Below are 25,448 nucleotides of genomic sequence, written 5' to 3'. Positions count from 1 at the left end.
CTACCCGGAAAAGGTGGTGAGCAGTCCGTTTTCTGGGACTTTTGGTGTGCGGTTTTCAAAAAAAATACCTAGTGATTTTTTTTGAAATAAAATTAATTGGCTGGACACATTCTGGACAAATATTATTGTTGGTAAGAGTTTTATCATTAACACTAACGAAAATTTATAAGATTGCCAGAAAAGGATACCTTGCGCAATTTTCCTATACGGGATATGATTGAAGGTATTGGATTAACCATTTAATGTTAGAAGTGAGGAAGTAATGATGAGTACGAATTTTAAAGAAGAAGTCCTGTCACGAAGGACTTTTGCAATTATATCCCACCCTGATGCGGGAAAAACGACACTGACAGAGAAGTTGCTCCTTTTCGGCGGAGCGATTCGGGATGCAGGGACTGTCAAAGCAAAAAAGACTGGCAAGTTTGCAACAAGTGACTGGATGGAAATCGAGAAGCAGCGTGGTATCTCTGTTACGTCAAGTGTTATGCAGTTTGATTATGACGGTTTCCGGGTGAATATCCTTGATACCCCAGGACACCAGGATTTCAGTGAAGACACCTACAGGACCCTGATGGCTGTCGATAGCGCAGTCATGATCATTGACTCAGCAAAGGGAATCGAGGAACAAACCTTGAAGCTGTTCAAGGTTTGCCGGATGCGCGGCATTCCGATTTTTACTTTTATCAATAAGCTGGACCGGCAGGGTAAATCACCGCTGGAGCTATTGGCCGAGCTTGAAGAGGTTCTTGGGATTGAATCATATCCAATGAATTGGCCGATAGGGATGGGGAAAGAGTTCCTTGGCATTTATGACCGGCACCATAACCGAATTGAGCAATTTAGGGTTGGTGAGGAACAAAGATTTATTTCTCTTAATGACGATGGAGAAATTGCAGGGAGCCATCCTATAAAAGATACTGGCTTATATGATCAGACACTTGAAGAAGTTCTGTTGTTAAATGAAGCTGGCAATGAATTCTCCACAGAACGAATTGCATCAGGTAATTTAACTCCAGTATTCTTCGGAAGCGCCTTAACCAATTTTGGGGTGCAGACTTTCCTTGAATCTTATTTGGAGTTTGCGCCGCCGCCAAAGCCGCGTAACTCATCTGCTGGAGAAATTGACCCGCTTTCAGAAAATTTCTCGGGCTTTATTTTTAAAATCCAAGCGAATATGAATCCAGCCCACCGCGATCGAATCGCCTTCGTCCGTGTATGCTCGGGCAAGTTTGAGCGGGGGATGAGCGTGAATGTCCCGCGCATTGGAAAGCAAATAAAGCTTTCCCAGTCGACATCATTCATGGCTGAGGAGCGGAATACAGTGGATGAAGCTGTTAGTGGAGATATCATTGGCCTTTATGATACCGGAACGTATCAAATCGGCGATACAATCACCTCAGGCAAGCAGCAATTCCAATTCGAGCGCCTGCCGCTGTTTACACCTGAATTATTCGTAAGGGTTTCTGCAAAAAATGTTATGAAACAAAAGTCGTTCTATAAAGGGATTGAGCAGCTGGTTCAGGAAGGGGCAATCCAGCTTTTTAAAACGGTTGCTACAGAAGATTACCTGCTTGGTGCCGTTGGACAGCTTCAATTTGAAGTTTTTGAACATAGAATGAAAAATGAATACAATTCAGACGTGATAATGGAACGGCAAGGGTCCAAGGTGGCGCGCTGGGTTGAAGGCGATACTGTTGATGAAAAACTTTCAAATTCCCGAAGCCTGCTTGTAAAGGATCGATTTGGCAAGTATGCATTCCTATTCGAAAACGAGTTCGCTTTGCGATGGTTCCAGGATAAAAATCCGGAGGTAAAGCTTTATAATCCGATGGATATGCACCAATAGACAAGAATATGTAAACCGGCGGAAGAACCGCCGGTTTTTATTTTGTTTAAGAGGATTTCTTTTAGGCAGAAAAGCACTATGTCATAAGCCAAAATTGCTTGTGAAAGCTATTTAGATAAATATCGGAATATTCAGCATCCAGTTTGACACCCTCCTATTTTTTCTTTTAGAGTAAATCTAGGATAGGAGAAAAGGAGATGAACATTTTGGGTGAGAACTATTTTTTTACTGGTTTTCCAGGATTTATTTGCAACCAGTTAATTAGGGAAATTCTTCAAAGAAGGCCGATGGCAGGGATTGTGTATATGCTTGTCCTGCCCCATATGAAAGAAAAAGCACAGGAGGAACTCACTCGGATAGCAAGGGAAACCGGCCGGAACGAATGGCAATTTCAGATTATAGAAGGAGATATCACGAAAGCAGGGCTTGGTATTCAGGATAAAGATGTTGAAGTTCTTAAAAGCGCTGTAACGCATGTTTTCCATCTGGCCGCTGTTTACGATTTAGCCGTACCGAGGGAAATAGCCTGGCGTGTGAATGTCGAAGGAACGCGGAATGTAAATGAGTGGGTGAAAGTACTACAGCATATTAAACGATATACATACTTCAGTACAGCATATGTTGCTGGCAGGCGGGAAGGAACATTGTTGGAAACTGAACTAATCCATCCTTCTGAATTTAAAAATCATTATGAAGAAACAAAATATGAGGCGGAGGTACTAGTAGAACAACTAAAAAGGGATGTTCCGACTACGATTATCCGTCCAGGCATCGTAAAAGGGCATTCAAAGACCGGCGAAACCATTAAATTTGACGGCCCATATTTTATTATGAATTTCTTGGACCGGCTTCGTTTTCTCCCGTTTATCCCGCGCTTAGGGAACAGTGATGCCGAAATCAATCTTGTTCCAGTTGATTATATAATTGCTGCAACCGCGTTTTTGGCCTTCCTTGACAAAGGGGAAGGAAAAACATATCATCTGACCGATCCTTCTCCTTATACAGTTTCCGAGATTTATGAGATGGTGATGAAGGAGTTACTTGGGAAAAAACCAACCGGAACCCTGCCTCTTGGCTTGGCAAAGGCAAGTTTAATGGTTCCGGCTGTACGCAGGCTGCTTGGTGTAGAAAAGGAAGCGCTGGAGTATTTTACGTGGAAAGGCCGGTTCGACTGCTCACAGGCTGGTGAAGACTTGCTTGGGTCAGGCATTTCCTGCCCTGATTTTAAGAATGGTATCGCTGCAATGGCTGAATTTTATAGTAAGAACAAACAAAATCCAGACTATCAGCTAAAAATCGTATAATCTTACTTGCGTTAACTGGCAATTAATTGGATATGCTAAAAGGGATAGCAACAGGATTAAGCCATAAAGCGGGTCGTAATATGAAAAAGTTAAACAAACTGGAAGCCATAGTTTGGAATATAGCTCTTCCTGGCTTCAGCCAGATATTGTCGGGAAGCCTGATTAAAGGAATACTGTTCATATTGCTTGAAATTATCATAAATGTAAATGGGCACTTCAATGAAGCGATAATGCATAGCTTTATGGGGAATATCCCTGCAGCCTTTGATACGATTGATTATGGCTGGCTCATGTTTTACCCGTGCTTATATATGTTTGCACTATGGGACGCTTATAGGACAGCAATGACCGAAGATGAGAAAGGGTCATTCCTGCCCTTTGTTTTTGGTGCTTACTTTGTTACAGTCGGGCTAATGATTTCATCTAGGGTGACAGTTGCAGACATAACACCAGGTCCTGTTTTTACTCCAATGCTCTTTTTAATTCCAGGTTTGCTGATCGGGTATGTGCTAAAAAGGATTGTTTACCCCACTATTAACCAGCAGTAAGCTACACACTATTTCTTTCACAATTAATACAAAAAACTCGATGAAACCGAACGAATTATGAACCGTACAAATAGACTGTAGATAACTGTATACGTCCTTATCAAAGGGGAGTAGCTGTTAGGGAAACCTAAAACAAAGTCGTCATGTCGCGGGCCTTGTCCGCCGGCTTTGTTGGCATTTACATGTCTAGCAAGACCTTTGCCAACAGGCAGGGGTCTTTTTTGCATATATCCTCTCATCCTGACTGCCTGGAGAGAAATCCAAATTAGGAGGAGAGAAGATGGATGCTTCCATGGTGCTGGAGTATGGCTGGGTCTTGCTTGTACTAGTTGGGCTTGAAGGTATTTTGGCAGCCGATAATGCGGTTGTGCTGGCTGTTCTGGTTAAACAGCTTCCTGTTCATCAGCAAAAAAAGGCATTATTTTATGGATTGCTTGGGGCTTTCATTTTCCGGTTCAGTGCATTGTTTTTGATTTCCTTCCTTTCTGATGTATGGCAGATTCAAGCGGCAGGCGCTCTATATTTACTCTATATGTCTGTAAAACATTTGCACCAGCATCATGCCCCAAAAAAGCTGGTCCGGCCAATTCCGAAGCGGGACAGCGCCTCTTTTTGGGGAACGGTTGCAAAGGTTGAACTTGCCGACCTCGCTTTTGCCGTTGATTCAATTTTAGCGGCTGTAGCCTTGGCAGTGACGATTACTCCTGCTGGCTGGTTCAAAGTTGGCGGTTTGGATGGAGTTCAGTTCTTGGTAATGCTCCTCGGCGGGATGATTGGCATTGTCATGATGAGGTTTGCAGCCTCCTGGTTTATTAAACTATTAAAGGAGCGGCCGAGTCTGGAGACCGCGGCGTTTCTAATAGTAGGATGGGTTGGGGTCAAACTCTCTGTTTTTACATTTGCACATCCCGATGTGGCCATTCTTGATCAACAGTTTCCCGAAACAGTTGTCTGGAAGCTGGTGTTTTGGAGCATTCTGGTCGTTCTTGCGGCAGGCGGATTCGCCTTTTCAAAAAAAAACGAGCATGCACATTCTCAATAACAGAAATTGGGGTAAAGCTTCAAACCAATTCCGGTTTGAAGCTTTGTTATTTCCAGCCAACTGATCGAATGGCATGGTTGGGAAAATTTTTGGTTTTCGGATTTCCTACCCACACAACCGAAATAATCTAAGCGAAAAGTTTATTGAAATACAGTATCGCTTAAATCGCAAAGGCGACAAGAATGAACGAAAAGAAGGAGGCAGAAAAATTTCAGTTGCTGTCACTCATATCCGCACCTACACTTTTCCAACCATTTCATAACCTTCCTATGATATAATTGGGGACTAGAGAGGTGAGGGTTATGCTAAGCTTATTGTTTATATCCAAGAAAAAGAAGCGGACACTAGAAGAGTCAGTACTATTGATACAGCAAGGTGACAAGAAGCTGAACAATGAATTGATTGAAGACTATAAACCATTCATTGCAAAAACTGTTTCAGTTGTTTGCAAACGGTATATTGTTCAATCAGACGATGAGTTTAGCATAGGCCTCATAGCTTTTAACGAGGCAATTCAGAAGTACTCCCCAGAACGGGGAAGTTCGCTGTTAAGCTTTGCTGAAGTCCTCATTAAACGGAGGGTCATTGATTATATCCGAAGCCAGGCAAAGCACTCTGCCGTCAGCCTGGAGCTTCAGATAAATCCTGATGATTCGGAATCAACCGGGAAGGTTATCGAGAATGAAATTTCTCTTGATGAATATAGAAAAAAATCCGATGAGGAGCTTAGAAGAGAGGAGATTCTTAGGTTTCAAAAACATTTGAAAGAATTCGATCTTTCTTTTCATGATCTCGTGGAACATTCTCCAAAACATGCGGATGCGAGGAAAAATGCAATAGAAGCTGCGAGGCTCCTTGCTGACAGGGAAGACCTCCGAGAAAGTTTGTTTTCGACTAAAAGGCTTCCGATCAAGCAGCTTGAGGAAATGGTGGCTGTTAGCCGCAAGACACTTGAACGGAACCGAAAATATATTATTGCGATGGCCCTGATTATGTCAGGAGATTATGTATATATGAAGGATTATATAAAAGGGGTGCTCGAGTCATGAGGACAGGTATCATATTGGAAATGGATGAATCGTTTCTTACCTTACTGACCCCTGAGGGTGAATTTCTAAAAGCTCGAAGGCAGAAAAGAGTTTATACAATAGGGGAAGAAATTTCTTTTGATGAGCAAATGTTGGGGATTCGAAAAAAGGGAATTGTCCTGAAAAAATTAACGTCCATTAGGCGGGGGATGGCTGTTGCTGCAGCGGCAGTATTGCTGCTGGCGTCGACTGCTATTACTATTTCAAACGATAACAGGGTTTATGCCTATATGTCCATTGACGTAAATCCAAGCATAGAATTGGGAATCAATGATGATATGGAAGTTATAAAATTGAATTCCTATAATGCTGAAGGAAAGAAAATTGCGTCAAAACTAAAAGGCTGGGAAAAAGAGGATGCAGCAAAGGTTGCCAAGGAAATCCTGGTTGAAATTAAACGCCATGGATATTTTGCAAAATCCAATGAAGTTGTTATTTCATCCGTAAATACTGATGAGAAAAAGGTAAGAGTAGAGAAAAAACTTGAGGATACGATCAAGGAAATCTCCAAGGAGGCCCGGCAGGATAATCATAAAGTCAAACTGTTAAAGGCTACTGAGGAAGACTTGAAAAAGGCAAGGAAACTTGGCCAGACAACTGGCAAATACAAAACTGAATCCGAAAGTGCAAAGCAGCCTGGGGTGAAAACAGGGAATAGTCCAAAACATGCAACACCAGCGGTTCCGGGAACCATCCCTTCAAAGGAAACTAAAGCTATACCACCTGGACAGGTACAGAGGACTGAAACACCGGGACAGGAAAATAAGACTGTTCCACCGGGTCAGGAAAAAAGGAATGTTTCACCTGGTCAGGAAAACAAGACTGTACCGCCGGGACAAGAAAAGAAGGCTGAAAAGGCAAAAATGGAGCATCCGGGAAAAAATAATCAACATAGCAATAATGGCAAGCCTAAGGCTAATGAAGAAAAGAAAAATAATGGTAAAGCAAACCAAAATGGGAACAAAGGCAAAGAGAACAAAAATAAAAAGACCAATAAAGGCAATCAGAACGGAAACAGTAATAAAGGCAAGTCCGGCAATTAGCCGGACTTTTTCCATTTTATTCAGTTAACGTGCATGATCAATCCAATCAAACTGATGCCATCGGCTTGAATTATTCAGAACGGCCAGTCATTTGTGCCTGTGCTTGCCGGACGAGGCGTTTTGTAATTTCTCCACCAACGGATCCGTTTGCTCTTGAAACTGTATCTGAGCCCAACTGGACTCCAAATTCCTGGGCAATTTCATATTTAACTTGATCAAGGAATTGCTCGACACCTGGAACAAGTAATTTGTTGCTGTTGCGTGCCATGTTTCCCACTCCTTTTATTGAGCATCAGAGACAAGTCTCTGTATAGCTAGTATTTGAAGTGGTTAAAGAAATATGAATGGTAACTCTTACGAAGATTAGGAAGGATAATACAAGAAGATACTTTTTAATGAGAAGAGGAGCCGATTCACATCGGCTCCGGGTTTAACGATCTGTTTTGTTTTCTGCCGCCTCGAGGAGAAGGTCAACTATATGGATACCGCGCATCGTTTTGTTTAGGCCTTCCCGTTCGATTCCGAGCTTCATCTGAAGAAGGCAGCCAGGATTGGCGGTAACAATTGTGGCAGCGCTCGTGTTTTTTGCTTTTTCCATTTTGTAGTCGAGCAATTTCATCGACATTTCTGATTCAATGATATTATAGATACCCGCCGATCCACAGCAGCGGTCAGCCTCCTGCATTTCCTGATAGTCAGCCCCCTGTATGGCCTTTAACAACGTCCTTGGTGCGGATGCTGTTTTCATGACATTGCGGAGGTGGCAGGAATCCTGATAGGTTATCACCTGATAAGGCAATTCAAGTCTTACTTTTTCATGGAAACCGACCTCGACAAGAATTTCGGATATATCCATCAGCTTCCGGGAAAACTCCTTGGCCCGCTCATGCCATTCTGGTTCATTGTGCAGTAAATGATTATAATCAATCATAAACCCTCCGCAGCCCCCAGCATTGGTAATAATATAATCGGCTCCGGCATCCTCGAAAGCTTTAATATTTCTTTTCGCCATTTCCTTTGCATGGTCCTTTTCACCATAATGGCCGTGGAGTGCACCGCAACATGCCTGGTCTTTGGGGATGACCACTTCACAGCCGGCAAGCTGAAGGAGTTTGATTGTAGCATTATTTGTTTCAATAAACATCGTATCCATCAGGCAACCGCTGAAGAAAGAAACTTTTTTCGTTTTCTCACCAATAGCCGGCGCAAAATCGGGACGGTCTTTCAATTTTTTCATCGGCGGCACTTTAGGAAGCACTTTTTCCATCGTTACAAGTGTATCGGGAAGAAGGCTCATAAAACCAATTTTCCGTGCCACTGTCTGGAGGCCGGAACGCTGGTAAAAGCCAATCAGCCCTGCAATAGAACGCATTCTGTTTTGATGAGGAAAAAGCCCTTCAAAAACCGCTTTTCGGGCAACCCTTACCGGGAGGGAATGTTTTTTGTTCTGGGCAACAATATCTCGTGCATCTTCAAGAAGCGATCCATACTTTACACCGGATGGACAAACTGGTTCACACGCCCTGCAGCCAAGGCAGAGGTCCAACGAACGTTCAAAATCCTCATCTGGGGTAATTAATCCGTCAACGACGGCCTTCATTAAGGCAATTCGCCCGCGCGGTGAATGGGATTCCTGAAATCCCGATTCTATATAAGTGGGGCAGCTTGGCAGACAGAATCCGCATCTCATGCAATTCAATAACTCATCTTCATTCATTCTTTCGTTGAACTGCGCCTGGATCGTTTCCCTCTCTTTTACTGTTGTCATTTTGAGACCACCACACGTTTCCTGCTCGCTTTTGCAAAAATTTTGCCAGGGTTCATAATATTGTTCGGGTCGAGGGCAGCTTTCACAGCTTTCATTGCCTCGACGCCTTCCTTCCCAAGTTTCAGTTCAAGATAAGGTGCTTTTGCAACACCAACGCCATGTTCCCCAGTTATCGTTCCGCCGAGCTCAACAGCACGCTCAAAAATTTCTTCGAAAGCTTTTTCAACCCGTTCCATCTCATCATGATTGCGGACATCGGTCGGGCATGTAGGGTGAAGGTTGCCATCTCCGGCATGCCCAAATGTACAGATTTCCACGTTATACTTGGCGGCTATCTCATTAATATAGCCAACCATTCTGGCAATTTCGGAACGGGGAACAGTCGCGTCTTCCAAGATAGTCGTTGGTTTCAGCCTTGCTAGTGCCGAAAGGGCCACCCTTCTCGCAGTCCTGAGGGCTTCAGCCTCTTGTTCTGTTTTCGCGACTTGCACAGAAAATGCCTTTTCAGCTTCACAAATTTCGATGATTTTTTTCATATCCCGGTCTACAACCTCCGGAGGCCCATCTTGTTCTATGAGTAAGACAGCTTTTGCATGGGTGGGCAGGCCTATTTTTACATAATCTTCAATAACCTTGACGGTTGCCTGATCAAGGAACTCAAGTGTCGTCGGGATGATTTTATTGGCTATGATTTTAGATACCGATCTAGCAGCATCTTCAAGGTCACTATATAGGGCTAGAGCAGTTTTTTTTGTTTCAGGGAGTGGGACAAGTTTTAAAATTGCTTCTGTGACAATGCCAAGTGTCCCTTCCGAACCGACAAAAAGGCGCGTAAAGTCATATCCTGCAACATCCTTGGCTAATTTTCCCCCGGTACGGATGACAGCACCATTCGGGAGAACTGCCTCCATCCCGATGACATAATCCCTTGTAACTCCATATTTTAGTCCGCGCAAACCACCGGCATTTTCAAGGATATTCCCGCCGATTGTGGAAATCTTCATTGAGCCGGGATCAGGAGGGAAGAAGAGGCCATTCGCTTCTGCCAGGCTGTTTATTTGGCTTGTAATCACACCAGGCTGGACAGTAATAGTAAGGTTTTGCTCGTCGAATTCAAGAATTTTGTTCATATGTTTAAACAGAAGGACGACTCCGCCTTCAACAGGGCATGTCCCGCCGCAAAGATTGGTTCCGGAACCCCTGGGCACAACCGGAATCTTATACTCATTGCATATTTTTAGTATTTCAGAAATTTCCTGTGTGTTTCGGGGACTAATTACGGCATCAGGCATCGACTGAAGGTTCGGCATCGCGTCGAAAGAATACACAAGCCTTCCAGTCTGGCTATCGTCGAAATTCGCATCTGTGACTACCGCAATGAATTTTTTCTTAGCTTCCTCACTAATATCACGTTTTGTTGTCGGTGCCAACATTGCTTTTCCTCCTATCGTATTAAATAAAGCGGTTTCATAAGGCCATATTTCCATTATAAAAAAACAGGCAATCGCCTGCTATGTATATACATACAAAAATCAATGGTTTTTATGAGAATTATTTGTTTGTTCATCTAAAATAAGGATTGCCAAATAAATTGTGATCATATCGTGGGTTTTCCTGAGGTCAAAGCCGGTCAAGTCGAGGATTTTCTTCAGCCTATAATGTAGTGTATTGATATGGATATGCAAGGTGGCTGCTGTTTGTTTCATGGCATGGTTCTGGTTAAATAATTCCCTGATTGTAAGGAGAAGTTCCTTTTCATGAAGAATTGTGCCAAGTGTCCGATAAATAAATTCCTTTTTCAAAGTTGAGCTGAGACCATCCAACAGCATTTCCAGCGTTAAATCTTCATCAAAGACTATTGGCTTTGAAGGGGAAGCGATTTTAAGAGCCCTTGCTGCATGAGTATAGGAATGGCTGATTTCTCTTGGGGTTACGGGTGGCCCTATGCCGGTATATACGTCAACTCCAGCTATTGACTTGATAAAATCGGCAAATTGCGTGAGCTTGAAGTGAACTTCCTGGCGCGTTTTATAGTTTGACTCATCCAGTAACAGGATAATCCGGTCATTTCCCCAGCGTGCAGCGACATCGGATTTGGACAGGCCGCGCCAGCCTAATATGGCTGCCCAGGTACTCCGGGGAAGTGGGGAGCCTATTTGATGTAATTCAATAATAGTGCCAATTCTTTCAATAGACATGTCAATAGAGAGAAGCCTGGCCCTGTCGAGGAAGGAGCTATCCCAATCAGCCAATCGAAGCCAATCCATCACTAACGCCTCAATTGCCCTTGATTTCCATTCGTATTGTTCGTAATAATAATTTTCACTAATTAAAAGTTCAGTCATTTTTCTGACAATCTCACCAAATGGTGTAACAGATGAAGGTTCGCCGGTTATTCCAATAATTCCGATAACATCGTGTTGAAAAAATATAGGGAAATTAATCCCGGCCTTAACACCTTTTAATTTCTGCTGATCTTCTTTCGAAATTTCAAGCTTTCGTTTTTCCATTGCCGCAATCTTTGCCCCTTCATGAAAGGAACCAATTCTAGAACGGTCTGTACTTGCGATAATATTCCCATCGGTATTTACTACAATGATATCTTCGTCGATTAGTTTTTTCACTTCATTGACAATTTTTTCAGCCAATTCCGGAAGGATCATGGATTTACCTCCTGTTCTCTTAGGTTTGGCAAAAGTCGGGCTGCTTAAGCCGGTGTTACCCTTATTATAAAGAACTGGGAGGGGGCCTGCTATAGTATTTTTAATCTATATAGGCTTGGTGCTAATAGTATGGGTTAATGGGATGTGTCCCAGCGGCTGAACATTTCTACTGCTAGGTTATCAAGAAATTCGGGGGAATCCCCAGGCGTTACACCTGCCTGAGGATCCAATAAAAAATCCTTCGGAAATTTGGCAGCCTGATCCATCCGAGAAGCTTTCCTGAAATACTGGGTGATCGGGCGATAACTTTCAGGCAAATCTTAGTCAGTTCCTTTCCCTGTATCTTTTACAGGATGCATGAAGGAAACACCTTGTGGTAATTGTTTGCTTTCAATTAATTCGCGGTTTTCTAATGTATTCCATCCTATATCATTTGTCGGATGGATCCATTCCTCTCCAGCCATTATTTCGGGATCAGTATCATCTGACCAGTTTTCCAATGGAGAGTTGGGTGAGGAGTATAAGCTGTCTCCTATAACCACACCATGCTTGTTTATAAATGGGGACTGAATTTTAATTCCGGTATCTTTGAAATCAGCGGCATTTACTTGGTGAGGCATTGTCCCATCAATTTGTGGGGGAGTCAGTTTGTTTCTATCATCCTTCATATACCTTCCTCCTTTTTATTACTATTGTTAGAAGCTGATGAAATTTTATCCGATAATAATGGGAAGTAAGACCCTCCTCAAGATTCTACATATACAGTTGGGGTCAACTGTCCGTATAGCCATTCGTGAGTTAAAGTGAAACTCGCCGCTGTGACCTCTACTCGGCTTAGTTGAACCAGTCGGGTTTGTACTCCGTATCATCTGTGCGTAAGTGGAGATAGTAGTCGAAGTAGAACGGGGCTAACAACCAGGGGGTGAAGATAACCTCTACTGATTGAGGTTCACTTTATCATTCCTGCAGCATTTACTTGGTTCGTTTTTAATGAATGAAAGGGGTGTCTGTGGAAAAACTAAGGTTTGAATATGGACTATAGGAGGGAAGAGAATGGCCAAAAGAAAAGCAGAACGAAATGCCGTCGAGAAATACAGTAAGACCCCTCATAAAAATTCAATGGAATCTGATTTTTCCGCAGAGCTTGCCCATGAAGAAGATCCAATGAAAGGTGCTAACCGTAATTCGAAGCAGGGAAGGAAAGGGCGAGGCTGATGAGGGAACACCGACAGCGGGACAGGGCGTTTTATGAAGAGTTCGGCATCGAATTTGGCGATGTAAATGGGATTAAGTTATACGAACTTTTTGCTGAGCGCTGGCATAAAAACGAACGCGAGGATAAAAACGAAAAGGAAGAAAAGAAAAAATAAGCCGGCGTCTGCCGGCTTATGATGCGAACGAAGAGATGAGCGGCCCAGTTCCGGCCGGGTCATAATAAACAACCATAACAGAATCAGCAGCATGAATTTTACCTGAGGACTGATAGTAGTCAACATCAAAAGGAATGGGTTCCAAAAGAGTATGCTTGTACAGCTCTTTTTCCGATAAATCCAAGTCCTTGAAACCTATCCCTGCTATTGATGGATCCTGTAAAAGAAGCTGATATTTGCTGCTTAAGTCTTTTTTGGAATAACGGTTGTCCCACCAAGGTTTGCGCGGGCTATACCTCTGCCTTGAAAGATAATCATATTTCATCAGGCCTTCAACAATTTCAAGCCCACCGATTTTCCGGTCTTTAAGAAATGAATAAAGCCTTTTGAACAGGTCCTCGAGCTGATGCCCTATCCTCGACCAGCCTTTCCTATCCCAATATGTTCCGAATTCCTGGAAAAAGTCAAAAGCTGAATCGAATACATGCTGAATTAAATATTCAACTGTTGCATCCATCCTGTGGCTGTTCCAATATTTCTCCAGAACATCTTCAACCTGTTTGATACGGATGATATCTTCAAAAGAAAGAACATTGTTTCCGAGAATTTCATAAGGAGCATGGTCCATATAAATATACGAATGCTCATCGGCGCGAATCCGGAGCCCTGTTCCCCGCAACATTTTAAGGAACCCTAGCTGCAGTTCCTCCGGCCTCATTTCAAACACGTCATTAAATGTTTTTCTGAACGATTGGTAATTTTCTTCCGGTAAGCCCGCAATTAAATCCAGGTGCTGGTCAATCTTGCCGCCTTCTTTTACCATTGTTACAGTCCGCTTTAATTTTTCGAAGTTCTGCTTTCGTTTGACGAGTTCATTGGTATAGTCATTGGTGGACTGAACCCCAATCTCGAAGCGGAACAAGCCTTTAGGAGCCTCCGTATTAAGGAATTCAATTACTTCCGGCCTCATGATGTCAGCTGTTATTTCAAACTGGAACACAGTACCGGGAACATGCTCGTCTATCAGAAAGCGGAACATGTCCATGGCATAACTTCTACTAATATTGAAGGTTCTGTCGACAAATTTAATTGTTTTTGCTCCATTTGCCATCAAATAGCGGATATCTTCCTTTATTTTTTCTCTATCAAAATAACGGACGCCTACTTCTATTGAAGAGAGGCAGAACTGACAGCTGAATGGGCATCCCCGGCTCGTTTCGATATAGGTAACCCTTTTGCCTAATTGAGGGGCATCCTCAGGGAAACAGTATGGCGAGGGGATTTGCTTCAAATCAAGTTTACCTGACTGAAAGTTTAGTTTTATTTTTCCATTTAGCCGGTAAGCAAGACCAGAAACCTTGCTGAAATCCGGTTCAAGGCCCTGGAGCTGGGTAAGCAGTTCCTTGAATGCAAGTTCTCCCTCGCCCGCGATTATATAATCCACCTCTGGAATACGCTCAAGCCACTCGATTGTGTCATAGGTAACTTCAGGGCCACCCAAAACAACCGCAATGCCAGGATTGATTTTTTTTATCATGGAAACAACTTTAATGGTTTCTTCAATGTTCCAAATATAACAGCTGAATCCGATCACATCCGGTTTCCTGGAAATTAAATCTGAAACAATATTCATCGCCGGGTCTTTAATCGTATACTCAGCCAATTCAACCGTAAACTCCGGCTGTGCATAAGCTTTCAGGTATCGGATTGCAAGATTGGTATGAATATATTTGGCGTTCAATGTTGAACAAATGATTTTCATGAGCTTACTCCCTTACGATAATTCTTACCTAATATTTTAGTATACAAGTGATAAGTTGTAAAAGGAAGGGGGTGGGGCATAAGCTCACGAAATGGAAGGTAGGTACGAACTATGTTGTTGAAAAAAAGTTTCGTCCTGCGAACCGGAACCTCGGCAGAGAATTTGGATTGTATGCTAGCACTGAACGAAAAAACCTTGCCAATGATGGCAAAGTCTTTAACTTTAAGGAAAATAAAGATTTAGGCGCTCCTTTTGTTCAAAAATGGCTTAAGGAATCATAAAGCCAAAGAATGTATGCTGCAGCCATGTCATGATTCCAATCAGCGTTACTAGGAAAAGACTATGCTTCACTGTAAAGCGGAACAAGTCGGATTCCTTGCCGGCCAGCCCGACAGCTGCACAGGCGACTGCTATGGATTGCGGGGAGATCATTTTTCCGGTTACCCCGCCTGACGAGTTCGCTGCAACCGCGAGGACTTCGCTCATGCCAATATTGTTTGCGGTGATTTTTTGCAGGTTACCAAACAATAGGTTCGCTGATGTATCGGAACCGGTGATGAATACCCCGAGCCAGCCGAGGAACGGCGAGAAGAACGGGAATAGGACGGAACCTGTTTTGGCAAGAGACATACCGAGAGTCGTACTCATACCGGAAGCGTTTGTAACGTAGGCAAACGCAACGACAGATGCAATCGTCAAAATCGGGAATTTCAATTCATTGAGGGTTTCGACAAACGTTTTTAAGAAACCGCTCCAGCTAATTTTGACAATGAACTTAGAGATAATTGCAGCGATTAGGATTGCTGTCCCCGCAGCTCCTAGAATATCTAGTTTATAAAGCGCAGCAATTGGATTGCCTGCCGAATCAATGATATTCCCATCCAGGAACGGAACTGCCGGATGTAAGGTAAGGGCTTGTCCAATAGAATTGACTGCTCTTAAAATCACGTTTTCTCCAGCGTAAATACCTGTTAGTGCCTGTTTGATGGTTGGAATGCCCCAAAGGGAGATAATCGCAGTCAAGACAAGGAAAGGAGACCAGGCTTTAAAAATTTGTCCAGCTGTATAGGTTGGTTCATTTCCCACTGCCGTTTTCGTTGCTGCCGAAGTGGCCGCAAGTTCCTGTTCAGCCGAGAAACGGAAGATGGTCTTTGGTTTCCAAAAGCGAAGGAAAATTGCCAGCGCGAATAGCGATACTAATGATGACAGGATATCAGGCAGCTCAGGTCCAAGGAAATTCGAGGACAGATATTGACAGCAAAGGAGATACCAGAAACAAGGATAGCAGGCATAACTTCTTTTGTCCGCTTCCAGCCAGCCATAATCATAACAAGATAAAATGGAATGAAAACGGACAGGAACGGAAGCTGGCGGCCAACCATTTTGGATATTTCCATTGCAGGAATCCCAGTCGGACCCTCAACCGCGATAATTGGGATACCAATCGCTCCAAATGCAACAGGTGCCGTGTTTGCAATTAAGCAAAGGCCTGCGGCATAGAGAGGATTGAAACCAAGGCCAACTAGCAATGCAGCCGAAATCGCAACAGGTGCACCAAACCCGGCAGCTCCTTCAAGAAATGCTCCGAACGAAAATGCCACCAAAAGCGCCTGTAGACGCCGGTCTTCTGTAATCGATAGAACAGAGCTCCTAATTATATTGAATTGGCCAGTCTTAACAGTTAGTTTGTAAAGGAATACAGAGGTAATAATGATCCAGCCGATTGGCAATACCCCATATACCGCCCCTTGAGTAGCGGACATAACAGCTAGACCGGCAGGCATTTTATAAGCGATGATTGCGAGCACAATTGCTACTAATAGTGTCGTTATACCGGCAATATGGCCTTTCATTCTCTTAATAGCCAAAGCCCAGAAGAAATAGAGAATTGGAATGACAGCAACAAGTGCCGATAAGGCAAGATTATCCCCGACTGCAGTAAAATTTTGCGTAAAACTCATAAGCGTAATCCCCCCAGCATAGCATAAGTATCCTACATGTGATGTCCCTCGCGACATTTCCTCCTTCCTTACAACTCTATTGAAGCGCTTTCAATGAGTGGTACGGTCATCTGACGACTGGACCTTTCAACTCCCTAGCCAAAATTATATTTGTCATTCTATTAAAAAACAACCATTTTTACGCAAATTTTCTAAACTATGGCTTTATTACCATAATGGTAGAGTTAAACCAATTACGATAAATCGCTTTCTTCAAAATTAAGGAATATGGGTTTTCATTCGTAAAAATCATTGTATAATAAAAGGCAGTCAACAGAACGACCTTTTTAGGGGATGAATGATTTGAACTACAAAAAAATAAAACCAAAAAAGATATATGAGGAAGTTGCTGAAGCACTTCATGAAATGATTCGAAGCGGGGAGGTAAGGCCAGGGGACAAACTGGATTCTGTCCAGCAGCTGGCTGCGAACTTCCAGGTAGGGCGGTCAGCAGTCCGAGAGGCGCTGTCTGCACTTAAAGCGATGGGGTTAATTGAATTGAGGCAAGGGGAAGGGACTTTTGTAAGAGAATCTGTATCAAAAGATATCTCCTTTCCATTATCGACTTCAATATTGATGAACAAAAAAGATATTGAAAATCTACTTGAATTACGAAAAATAATCGAGACCGGAACTGCGTCGGCAGCAGCTTTAAAACGCAGCCATGTGCACTTATTGAATATGGAGAGGGCACTTGAGGAAATGGAAAGGGCTCATGGGAATGAAGAGCTTGGGGAACAGGCCGATCTCCATTTCCACTTTGCAGTAGCAGAAGCTGCAGACAACCCAATGCTTCTTAATTTGATGGGGCAGGTCTCAAGCCTCATGCGGGAAACAATGAAAGAGACACGTAAAGTTTGGCTTTATTCCAAACAAACGACCACCGAAAAGCTATATGATGAACATTTGTCCATTTATAAAGCAATTGCTGCTCAAAACCCTGACCTTTCCAGATTGCTTATGCTAGAGCACCTCGATAATGTTGAAGAAATATTAACAAAATATTATATGTCGTCTCCACTATCACTATAACTTTTCTGCCTTTTTTAATAAAAAGGCTTTTTTGCCTATCACAAAAGCGCTCTCGTTTTTCTTACAAAAATCAAATGAAAACACTTTCAAAGTTTGATAGCTTTATAGTAGTATTTAAATAACTTACTAAATTTATTGATAAGTCATCAGATGACCTGTTGACCTTCAGTGAAAATGAACGAAATAAGGGAGAGTAGGAAAAATGAGGGTAACCCTTTTTGCAACTTGTTTGGTTGACCTTTTTCAAAGTGATGTTGGAAAAGCCACTGTAGAGCTACTGGAACGGCTCGGCTGTGAAATCGATTTTCCTGAATCACAAGTTTGCTGTGGGCAGCCTGCCTATAACAGCGGATATGTAAAAGAATCAAAAGAAGCAATGATGAGAATGATTGATGTGTTTCAGCGCGCGGAAGTAGTCGTTTCCCCATCAGGCTCATGTGCCACCATGTTAAAAGAGTACCCGTACTTGTTTAAGGATGACCCAACTTATGGCCCTAAAGCCAAAGCTCTGGCTAATAAAACGTATGAGCTTACACAATTTATTGTCGATGTTCTCAAAGTTGAAGATGTCGGAGCGCGGTTCGAACATAAAGTTACATATCTCACCTCTTGCCATATGACCAGACTCCTCGGTGTTGTCGAAGCTCCTATGAAACTTTTGAAACATGTCAGAGGCCTTGAATTCACGGAACTTCCTGGAAAGGAACAGTGCTGTGGTTTTGGAGGAACATTTGCGGTCAAGATGGCACAGATTTCCGAACAGATGGTGGATGAGAAGGTCCAGCACGTCGAAGAGACTGGTGCACAGTACTTAATCGGTGCGGATGCTGCCTGCTTGATGAATATAGGCGGCCGGATTGATAGGCTCGGCAAACCGATACAAATCATGCATATTGCTGAAGTTTTGAATAGCAGGTAAGTTACCAGAGTTTTTTTGAATTAGGACGGAGGGAGATAAGCGCTATGTCCATTAAAATAGGGCAGGAACAATTCAAGGAACGAGTCCAGGACGGTATAAACGATTCATTCATGCGCGGTGCTGTTGCAGGTGCCCAGGAGAGAATGGGAACGAGAAGGCGGGATGTAACAGTCGAACTTGGTGACTGGGAAGAATGGCGTAACCATGGGGAGGAAATCCGCCAGCATGTACTTGACAATCTTGATTACTATCTAAACCAGCTGAGTGAAAATGTCGCCAAGCGCGGCGGCCACGTCTTTTTCGCCCAAACAGCCGAGGAAGCAAGTGCGTATATTACCGAAGTTGCCAAAAAGAAAAATGCCAAAAAGGTCGTTAAAGCAAAGTCGATGGTCTCGGAAGAAATATCGATGAACCAGGCACTCGAGGCAGCGGGATGCGAAGTCATTGAAACAGACCTCGGAGAATATATTCTCCAAGTCGATGACCATGATCCGCCTTCCCACATCGTCGTGCCGGCCCTTCATAAAAATAAAGAGCAAATCAGGGATGTGTTCGCTGAAAAGCTTGGATATGATAAAACCTCAAAGCCTGAGGAACTGGCGGCACATGCACGTGAAATGCTCCGCAAGGAATACTTGGCCGCCGATATCGGGGTAACTGGCTGCAATTTTGCAGTAGCAGAAACAGGTTCCTTCGCTCTGGTAACGAACGAGGGCAACGCCGACCTTGTCACTGCCCTGCCGAAAACACAAATTACGGTTATGGGAATGGAGAGGCTTGTCCCGACATTTGAAGAAATGGAAGTGCTGGTCAGTATGCTGACACGCAGTGCTGTCGGACAGAAACTGACAAGCTATATCACAGTTCTTACCGGGCCTCGCCAGGAGCCGGAAGCGGATGGACCTGAGGAATTCCATCTGGTCATTGTTGATAATGGCAGATCGGATATCCTTGCAGGCGAGTTCCGCTCCGTACTCCAATGTATCCGCTGTGCTGCATGCATCAATGTATGTCCGGTTTACCGCCATGTCGGGGGCCATTCTTACGGCTCGATTTATTCAGGGCCAATCGGTGCGGTTCTGTCCCCGTTATTGGGAGGCTATGATGAGTATAAGGAATTGCCATATGCCTCAACACTTTGCGGGGCATGTACAGAAGTATGCCCAGTAAAAATTCCGCTCCATCAGCTTCTCCATAAGCACAGGCAGGTTATTGTTGAAAATGAAGGCAAAGCTCCGGTTTCAGAAAAGCTGCTTATGAAAGCCTATGGTCTGGGTGCCGCCTCCCCAAGCCTTTATAAAATAGGAACAAAGATGGCCCCCGCTGCCATGAATCCGTTTATGGTTGGCGACAAAATAACAAAAGGACCAGGACCGCTAAAAGCCTGGACTGATATCCGAGATTTTCCTGCACCAAGCAAGGAGCGATTCCGTGATTGGTTCAAGAACCGTGAAAAAGGAGGCAAATAACAATGCATGGCACGATTCACAATCGAAAAAGGTTTCTCGATAAAGTGGCTTCCAGCCTTGGCAGGCCACGGAATACAACAAGTGTAGAGCGTCCTGCATACAAATTCCAGCCCCAGCACGAGATCTATAAAGGGGCATCCCAGGATGAGCTGCTTGAAGTTTTGAAAACCCAATGCCTGAAAATCCATACTGCCTTGCATGAAACAAAGCTAGATCAGCTCCCGGAGAAGGTTAAGGAGATTGTTGAAAGCTATGGCGGCGGTCCAGTTATGACCTGGAATGACGAGCGGTACGGAAAATGGGGACTTGGAGAATTGCTGGAGAACGAGTGGCCTTCGGAAAATGTAGAGGTTCGTGTTTGGGACCATACTAAAGGGGATGAAAACATTTCGTTGGCTGAAAGCGCAAAGGTTGCAATAACCATCAGTGAAGTTACCCTGGCAGAATCGGGAACCGTTACTCATTTTACAAACCGGGACAGAGGACGTTCAGTCTCTTTTCTTCCTGAGAATTTTATCGCGCTTGTCCCAAAGAGTTCAATTGTGCCGCGATTTACACAGGCAGCGGAGTGGATTCGAAAACAGCATCTTGAAGGGAAGGATGTGCCTTCCTGCATCAACTTCATTACTGGGCCAAGCAATTCGGCTGATATTGAACTAAATTTGGTTGTCGGTGTACATGGGCCTGTACGGGCTGCCTATATTGTGGTTGAAGATTTATAGGAGAAAAAATCCCCGCTGCTTGGCGGGGATTTTCTTTGAATACTTAGTTCCTTTCCTGCGGTACCCTGTATTCTCCTGACAATCTTTCGAGCAGCTTCTTCGCCCGGCTTACATTCAGTTCAATTAATGGCTGGGTGAATGTTGTTATCAGCTTACTTGAAAGGGCAAGGACAATAATTAGCGAAACCCCGGCAAGCAGGATGATCCGTTCTGTCTTATCAAAGTAAGAAATGAACTCCGTTTCCCGCAATAGCTTGACGAAAAATCCGTGCAGAAGGTAAACGTACAATGTGCGTTTTCCGAGGGTTGTAAAAAAGTACTGTTTCCTTGGCACGAAGGCAAAGAAGCTCATGACCATGATAAAACTTAAGATGTAAATGCCAAGCCTTTTAAACATAGCCAATAGCGATGCAGCTCCCATGGCTTCGTATGGCTTCGAACCTAGCAGCCATTGATACTGCATGTCTGGGTACATGTAGAATCCTGCAAACAATGCAATAAAAGCAACTAGAGCAAAGATCCGCTTTGGCACTGTAAAAAGTGAATAAAAATGTTCTTTTTTCAAATAATAACCTGCCAGAAACAGCGGGAAGAACACAAATGTCCTTGAGAGGCTCAGATAATTTGAAATCCAGTCAACGTATCCGATCAACAGCCCTACCGCCAAAGCGATTGGAATCGCGGTCGCTGCCTTCAGTTTTGAAAAAGGAATCATTAACAGATTCCAATAAAACATGCTGACGAGGAACCACAGAGACCATTGCGGGTTGAACGGATCAATGACAAGAGTCGGTTTTTGGTAAAGAAAATAGTAAAACACAGAATAAATAACCTGAAAGATGATGTACGGCAAAATGAGTTTCTTGGTGATTTTCTTTATATACCCTTTTTCATTGAACCCTTTTGCAAAAAAACCTGACACAAGAATAAACGCAGGCATATGGAACGTGTAAATCGCTTTATATAATGCGTAAAAGATTTCATTGTCCTCTATGAATGCCCTGAGCAGATGCCCGAACACAACAAGAAATATCAAAATGAATTTTGCATTATCAAAGTAGTAGTCTCGTTTTTTCATGCTGACCTCCAAAGTAGAGACCCCCGGAAACAATCACCCCTACAAGTACCCGAAACGCGCGTACAGCAAACAGGCAATCAATTCCAAACAAACCAAACCTGAACTGTTATACAACAATTTTTATTCTGTAGTACAGTAATAATGTTCGTAGAGCCGTCTGTTTTTCTGGGTATTCAAGAAAAAATCAAAGCTGTTTCAATATTTTCCTCCTTGTGTATAACATTTGTCACAGCGTAAATTTGGTTGCTTGCCTAGAATGGAAGGTGGGGACCGCCAGCATTGTCTGGCACAGCAATTTACATAAGGTTTATGGGGGGAGAACATGTCAATCTTACCGAAACAAAATGAACTGGGATTTTTTGAAATACGCCTTGAATCAATAGGCGGACTTGGAGCCAACCTTGCAGGAAAAATGCTGGCTGAAGCTGGAGTGCTTGGCCTTGGACTTAACGGATCGAACTTTGCGTCCTATGGTTCTGAGAAAAAAGGCTCACCTGTCAAAAGCTTTATCCGCTTTTGTGAGCCGGACGTTGAAATACGTGATCACAGTCCCATCGAGCAGCCGCATGTAATTGGGGTGTTCCATGAGGCTCTATACAAAATGGTCGATGTTGTTTCCGGCCTCGATGCGAACGGAATCGTACTCGTCAACTCCGTGCGCGATTTTGACGGAATTAAGAAGGATTTGAGGTTTGAATACGGAACACTCGCAATCGTTGATGCACTGACCATTGCAGTCGAAGAAAAGACAAAAGTTAATACAGCGATGCTTGGTGCGTTATTCCGGATTTGTGATTTCCTCGACCCTGATTCTATGAAAAACGTAATCAGGAAAACTTTCGAGAAAAAATATCCGCATCTTGTAGAGCCGAATATTCGGACATTCGAGCGCGGTTACAATGAAGTTCAATTTAAAGTATACGAAGTGCCAGATGGAGCAAAAGGAAAGAAATTTTCACGCCCGCTGCCAAAGCTTGGCTATATGACCCAGGAGCTGGGCGGTGTCATTCCTTCACCTGCAAACAGCATTCTCAAGGACTTAAGCGGCTCCCGCCAGGGCTTTTTGCCAGAATTGAAGCTTGAGAGCTGTATCCATTGTGCTTCCTGTGATACAGTCTGCCCGGACTTCTGCTTTGTTTGGGAAAAAGGTGCCGATAAGCGCGGCCGCGAGCAGATGTTTCTAAAGGGAATCGATTATCAATATTGCAAGGGCTGCTTAAAGTGTGTGGAAGCTTGTCCAACTGATGCATTGGGAGATCTCCGCGAAATGATTGGCTATGCTAAAGCAAACAGAACGAAACAGAACTTTCCGTATGCAGATGGGAGGCTTTTATAATGGCCATTATCGAAGAAGAATTGAAAACTACAGCAAAACCTGAGCAAACATTGACATTCGAATCGGGAAATGAGATGGCTGCGATGGCGGCTGCCCAAATCAATTATCATATTATGGGCTATTTCCCGATTACCCCTTCAACAGAGGTTGCCCAGTATCTTGATATGATGAAAGCAAGGGGCGAGCATGATATAAAGCTGATTCCGGCTGACGGGGAGCACGGTTCTGCAGGGATATGCTATGGTGCGGCCGCCACAGGTGCACGCGTGTTTAATGCCACAAGCGCCAACGGATTTCTTTATATGATTGAACAGCTTCCAGTCCAGGCCGGGACACGGTTCCCTATGGTCATGAACCTTGTCACTCGTGCAGTCAGCGGACCGCTTGATATCAGAGGGGACCATTCCGATTTATATTACGGACTGAATACTGGATGGGTCATCCTGACCGCGAGGACTCCTCAGGCTGTTTATGATATGAATATCATGGCACTTAAAATTGCCGAGCATTCAAAGGTCCGGCTGCCGGTCATTGTTGCTTATGATGGATTCTGGACATCTCACCAAAAGAGAAGAGTCAATTATTTCAAGGACCGCTCGGTTGTCCAGCAGTTTGTCGGTGAGTGTCCAACTGATTACAATTTTGCCAGGGATCCGAAGAAACCTGTCACAATTGGTGCCCATATGAATGGGGAAGACTTGATGAATAACCACTTCCAGCAATCCGAAGCCATTTATGCAGCTGGAGAAGTGTTCAGGGAAGTAGCTGCCGAGTACGCCGTAATATCGGGAAGGGAATACGGAGTTCTTGATCTTTATAGAATGGAAGATGCTGAGGTTGCTTTATTCCTCCTAAACTCTGCCGCCGAGTCAGCGAAGGATGTTGTTGACAGGCTGAGGGGGAAAGGAATCAAGGCGGGAATCATTTCGCCAAATATTATCAGGCCTTTCCCGGCAAAAGAAATTCGCGAAGCCCTCAGGAATGTAAAATCTCTCCTCGTTGGGGAGCGCGCAGATTCCTACGGTGCCCATGGGCCGAACCTGACTCATGAAATTAAATCTGCACTTCAGGAGGATAAAGAAAACAAGACAATCGTCCAAAGCAGAGTTTTCGGCCTGGGCGGCAAGGATTTCTATGCCGATGATGCGGAAGCATTTTTTGCTTTAGCGTTGAATGCAATGGAAAAAGGCTATGCTGAAAAACCGTTTAATTATTATGGAATTGTTCCCGGAAATCCGGAACAGGCCCTCCCAAACAGGTCATTGAACCACAGCATGGGGAAACATTTAAAACCGGCTTGATTGATGTGAAGATGGATGAGGACACCGGCAAGCTGAAGGTAAAAATTCCGCCGCTCCGGGCGCTTGCCGGCAAACCGAAACGGCTTGGCTCCGGACATGGGGCCTGCCCGGGATGCGGAATATTCCCTGGGCTGGAACTGTTTTTTAAAGGGATTGAAGGGGATATTGTCGTCCTTTATCAGACAGGCTGTGCGTATGTAACGACAACTGCCTATCCGTATACCTCCCATAAGCAGACGATGATCCATAACCTGTTCCAGAATGGGGCTGCAACCTTATCCGGAACGGTTGAAGCATTTTTTGAAATGCAAAAGCGCGGGGAAATCGACATCGATGACAATGTTACCTTTGTCATGATTACCGGGGACGGAGGCATGGATATTGGGATGGGCTCCGCAATCGGAACAGCGCTCCGCGGTCACAAACTGATTATTGTTGAATATGACAATGAAGGCTATATGAACACAGGTTCACAAATGTCCTATTGACACCGCTTGGCCATATGACTAGCACGACAAGCGTCGGCAAGACACAAAAAGGGAAGTCGTTCCACCATAAAGATACAGCCCAGCTGATGGCTGCGGCGAATATTCCATATGTGTTCACCGGAACGGAAGCCTTCCCGCAGGACCTTGTCAAAAAAGGCGCAAAAGCACAGTGGTATGCCCAGAATGTCGGCACAGCCTATGGGAAAATCCTTATTACCTGCCCGCTTAACTGGAAGTCGGAGGATCTTTATGGCAGTACGATTATGGAGCAGGCAGTCAACTCATGCTTCTTCCCGCTATACGAGATAGAGCAGGGAATTACAACGATTACCTATGATCCAGAGGCAAAGAATAAACGTGTACCAGCTTCTGAATGGCTGAAATATATGGGGAAAACAAAGCATCTTTTGAAAGAGGAAAACAAGGCACTGCTCAAGTCCTTCGAGGCTGAAATCGAACACCGCTGGCGGCGCCTCAAGGCTAAGGACGAGCATCCGATGCTGTAATTGAATATGAAAGAAAAAGCAGGCTAAAGCGGCCTGCTTTTTTCATTGTAATTTATTATTATTATTAGAAACTAACTAAAGAATTGGTGATTTTAATATTAAATTTTTCTGTTGATTAGAGAGACAGCAAAAAAACCCATTGACTGCAGCAGATGAATTTGGT

The 25,448-nt window shown here is 43.9% G+C and carries 21 protein-coding genes, 2 pseudogenes and 1 riboswitch; of the genes and pseudogenes, 15 read left to right on the top strand and 8 right to left on the bottom strand.

Annotation, left to right across the window (positions count from 1 at the left end; all coding sequences use genetic code 11):
* The first annotated feature begins 265 nt into the window (after positions 1–265).
* From A8F94_RS13615 to A8F94_RS13590, 6 genes are all read left to right on the top strand, one after another.
* Positions 266–1,846: a peptide chain release factor 3 gene (locus tag A8F94_RS13615; RefSeq protein ID WP_066201322.1), complete on the top strand. Its 1,581-nt coding sequence runs from the start codon at positions 266–268 to the stop codon at positions 1,844–1,846.
* Positions 1,847–2,043: 197 nt separating this feature from the next.
* Positions 2,044–3,150 (top strand): SDR family oxidoreductase, encoded by a 1,107-nt coding sequence (locus tag A8F94_RS13610; RefSeq protein WP_066201317.1) that lies wholly within the window; start codon positions 2,044–2,046, stop codon positions 3,148–3,150.
* Between the two features lie 80 nt (positions 3,151–3,230).
* Positions 3,231–3,698, top strand: a complete 468-nt coding sequence (locus tag A8F94_RS13605) for a hypothetical protein (protein ID WP_066201315.1) — start codon at positions 3,231–3,233, stop codon at positions 3,696–3,698.
* Between the two features lie 91 nt (positions 3,699–3,789).
* A riboswitch (yybP-ykoY riboswitch) is annotated at positions 3,790–3,948 on the top strand.
* A gap of 30 nt (positions 3,949–3,978) precedes the next feature.
* Positions 3,979–4,740 carry a TerC family protein gene (locus A8F94_RS13600; RefSeq protein ID WP_066201312.1) on the top strand — a complete coding sequence of 254 codons (762 nt, stop codon included), beginning with the start codon at positions 3,979–3,981 and terminating at the stop codon, positions 4,738–4,740.
* Between the two features lie 293 nt (positions 4,741–5,033).
* Positions 5,034–5,789 (top strand): RNA polymerase sigma factor SigI, encoded by a 756-nt coding sequence (gene sigI, locus A8F94_RS13595; protein WP_254660856.1) that lies wholly within the window; start codon positions 5,034–5,036, stop codon positions 5,787–5,789.
* Positions 5,786–6,871 (top strand): anti-sigma factor domain-containing protein, encoded by a 1,086-nt coding sequence (locus A8F94_RS13590; protein WP_066201305.1) that lies wholly within the window; start codon positions 5,786–5,788, stop codon positions 6,869–6,871. The genes sigI and A8F94_RS13590 overlap by 4 nt, the downstream gene beginning before the upstream one ends.
* A gap of 70 nt (positions 6,872–6,941) precedes the next feature.
* Here A8F94_RS13590 and A8F94_RS13585 read toward each other — a convergent pair whose 3' ends face one another.
* From A8F94_RS13585 to A8F94_RS13565, 5 genes are all read right to left on the bottom strand, one after another.
* Positions 6,942–7,139, bottom strand: coding sequence for an alpha/beta-type small acid-soluble spore protein (locus A8F94_RS13585; RefSeq protein WP_066201302.1), 198 nt, complete (start codon positions 7,137–7,139; stop codon positions 6,942–6,944).
* 162 nt (positions 7,140–7,301) lie between these two features.
* Positions 7,302–8,639, bottom strand: a complete 1,338-nt coding sequence (locus A8F94_RS13580; RefSeq protein ID WP_066201299.1) for a (Fe-S)-binding protein — start codon at positions 8,637–8,639, stop codon at positions 7,302–7,304.
* Positions 8,636–10,072, bottom strand: coding sequence for a glycolate oxidase subunit GlcD (gene glcD / locus A8F94_RS13575; RefSeq protein ID WP_066201298.1), 1,437 nt, complete (start codon positions 10,070–10,072; stop codon positions 8,636–8,638). The genes A8F94_RS13580 and glcD overlap by 4 nt, the downstream gene beginning before the upstream one ends.
* A 99-nt stretch (positions 10,073–10,171) precedes the next feature.
* Positions 10,172–11,302 carry a CdaR family transcriptional regulator gene (locus A8F94_RS13570; protein WP_066201295.1) on the bottom strand — a complete coding sequence of 377 codons (1,131 nt, stop codon included), beginning with the start codon at positions 11,300–11,302 and terminating at the stop codon, positions 10,172–10,174.
* 320 nt (positions 11,303–11,622) lie between these two features.
* Positions 11,623–11,970 (bottom strand): DUF3905 domain-containing protein, encoded by a 348-nt coding sequence (locus A8F94_RS13565; protein WP_066201289.1) that lies wholly within the window; start codon positions 11,968–11,970, stop codon positions 11,623–11,625.
* Positions 11,971–12,355: 385 nt separating this feature from the next.
* Between A8F94_RS13565 and A8F94_RS25765 the strand changes: the two genes are divergently transcribed.
* Both A8F94_RS25765 and A8F94_RS25760 read left to right on the top strand, forming a co-directional pair.
* Positions 12,356–12,517 carry a hypothetical protein gene (locus tag A8F94_RS25765; RefSeq protein WP_175384421.1) on the top strand — a complete coding sequence of 54 codons (162 nt, stop codon included), beginning with the start codon at positions 12,356–12,358 and terminating at the stop codon, positions 12,515–12,517.
* Positions 12,517–12,672: a hypothetical protein gene (locus A8F94_RS25760; protein ID WP_175384420.1), complete on the top strand. Its 156-nt coding sequence runs from the start codon at positions 12,517–12,519 to the stop codon at positions 12,670–12,672. The genes A8F94_RS25765 and A8F94_RS25760 overlap by 1 nt, the downstream gene beginning before the upstream one ends.
* 16 nt (positions 12,673–12,688) lie before the next feature.
* Here the strand turns inward: A8F94_RS25760 and A8F94_RS13560 are convergent, their stop codons facing one another.
* Positions 12,689–14,434, bottom strand: a complete 1,746-nt coding sequence (locus tag A8F94_RS13560; protein WP_066201284.1) for a B12-binding domain-containing radical SAM protein — start codon at positions 14,432–14,434, stop codon at positions 12,689–12,691.
* A gap of 71 nt (positions 14,435–14,505) precedes the next feature.
* Here A8F94_RS13560 and A8F94_RS13555 point away from each other — a divergent pair, with 71 nt between their 5' ends.
* The gene (locus tag A8F94_RS13555) at positions 14,506–14,715 is read left to right on the top strand and encodes a hypothetical protein (protein WP_066201281.1); all 210 of its coding nucleotides are present in this window, start codon (positions 14,506–14,508) and stop codon (positions 14,713–14,715) included.
* Here the strand turns inward: A8F94_RS13555 and A8F94_RS13550 are convergent.
* A pseudogene (locus tag A8F94_RS13550) lies at positions 14,702–16,395 on the bottom strand (L-lactate permease). The gene A8F94_RS13555 and the pseudogene A8F94_RS13550 overlap by 14 nt on opposite strands.
* Positions 16,396–16,737: 342 nt before the next feature.
* On the opposite strand from A8F94_RS13550, the gene A8F94_RS13545 reads away from it, so the two are divergent.
* From A8F94_RS13545 to A8F94_RS13530, 4 genes are all read left to right on the top strand, one after another.
* Positions 16,738–17,466, top strand: a complete 729-nt coding sequence (locus A8F94_RS13545) for a FadR/GntR family transcriptional regulator (protein WP_066201278.1) — start codon at positions 16,738–16,740, stop codon at positions 17,464–17,466.
* Positions 17,467–17,668: 202 nt separating this feature from the next.
* Positions 17,669–18,385 carry a (Fe-S)-binding protein gene (locus tag A8F94_RS13540; protein WP_066201275.1) on the top strand — a complete coding sequence of 239 codons (717 nt, stop codon included), beginning with the start codon at positions 17,669–17,671 and terminating at the stop codon, positions 18,383–18,385.
* A 44-nt stretch (positions 18,386–18,429) separates the two neighbouring features.
* Complete coding sequence (locus A8F94_RS13535) at positions 18,430–19,854, top strand: LutB/LldF family L-lactate oxidation iron-sulfur protein (RefSeq protein ID WP_066201273.1); 1,425 nt, start codon at positions 18,430–18,432, stop codon at positions 19,852–19,854.
* Positions 19,855–19,856: 2 nt separating this feature from the next.
* Entirely contained in the window at positions 19,857–20,576 is a 720-nt protein-coding gene (locus A8F94_RS13530; protein ID WP_066201270.1) for a LutC/YkgG family protein, read from the top strand.
* A 43-nt stretch (positions 20,577–20,619) separates the two neighbouring features.
* On the opposite strand, the gene A8F94_RS13525 is transcribed toward A8F94_RS13530, so the two are convergent.
* Entirely contained in the window at positions 20,620–21,654 is a 1,035-nt protein-coding gene (locus tag A8F94_RS13525; RefSeq protein ID WP_066201267.1) for an acyltransferase family protein, read from the bottom strand.
* Between the two features lie 322 nt (positions 21,655–21,976).
* Here A8F94_RS13525 and A8F94_RS13520 point away from each other — a divergent pair, with 322 nt between their 5' ends.
* Together A8F94_RS13520 and A8F94_RS13515 are read left to right on the top strand one after the other, a co-directional pair.
* A complete protein-coding gene (locus A8F94_RS13520; RefSeq protein ID WP_066201265.1) occupies positions 21,977–22,990 on the top strand; it encodes a 2-oxoacid:acceptor oxidoreductase family protein in 1,014 nt (337 codons plus the stop codon).
* A pseudogene (locus tag A8F94_RS13515) lies at positions 22,990–25,285 on the top strand (thiamine pyrophosphate-dependent enzyme). Before A8F94_RS13520 ends, A8F94_RS13515 begins: the two are co-directional and overlap by 1 nt.
* Positions 25,286–25,448 lie beyond the last annotated feature (163 nt).

It is taken from the genome of Bacillus sp. FJAT-27225 (assembly GCF_001685025.1).
Lineage (GTDB): Bacteria > Bacillota > Bacilli > Bacillales > Cytobacillaceae > Bacillus_D.
Note: the sequence above shows the minus strand (reverse complement) of the source record. Positions and strands in the feature narration are given on the sequence as shown.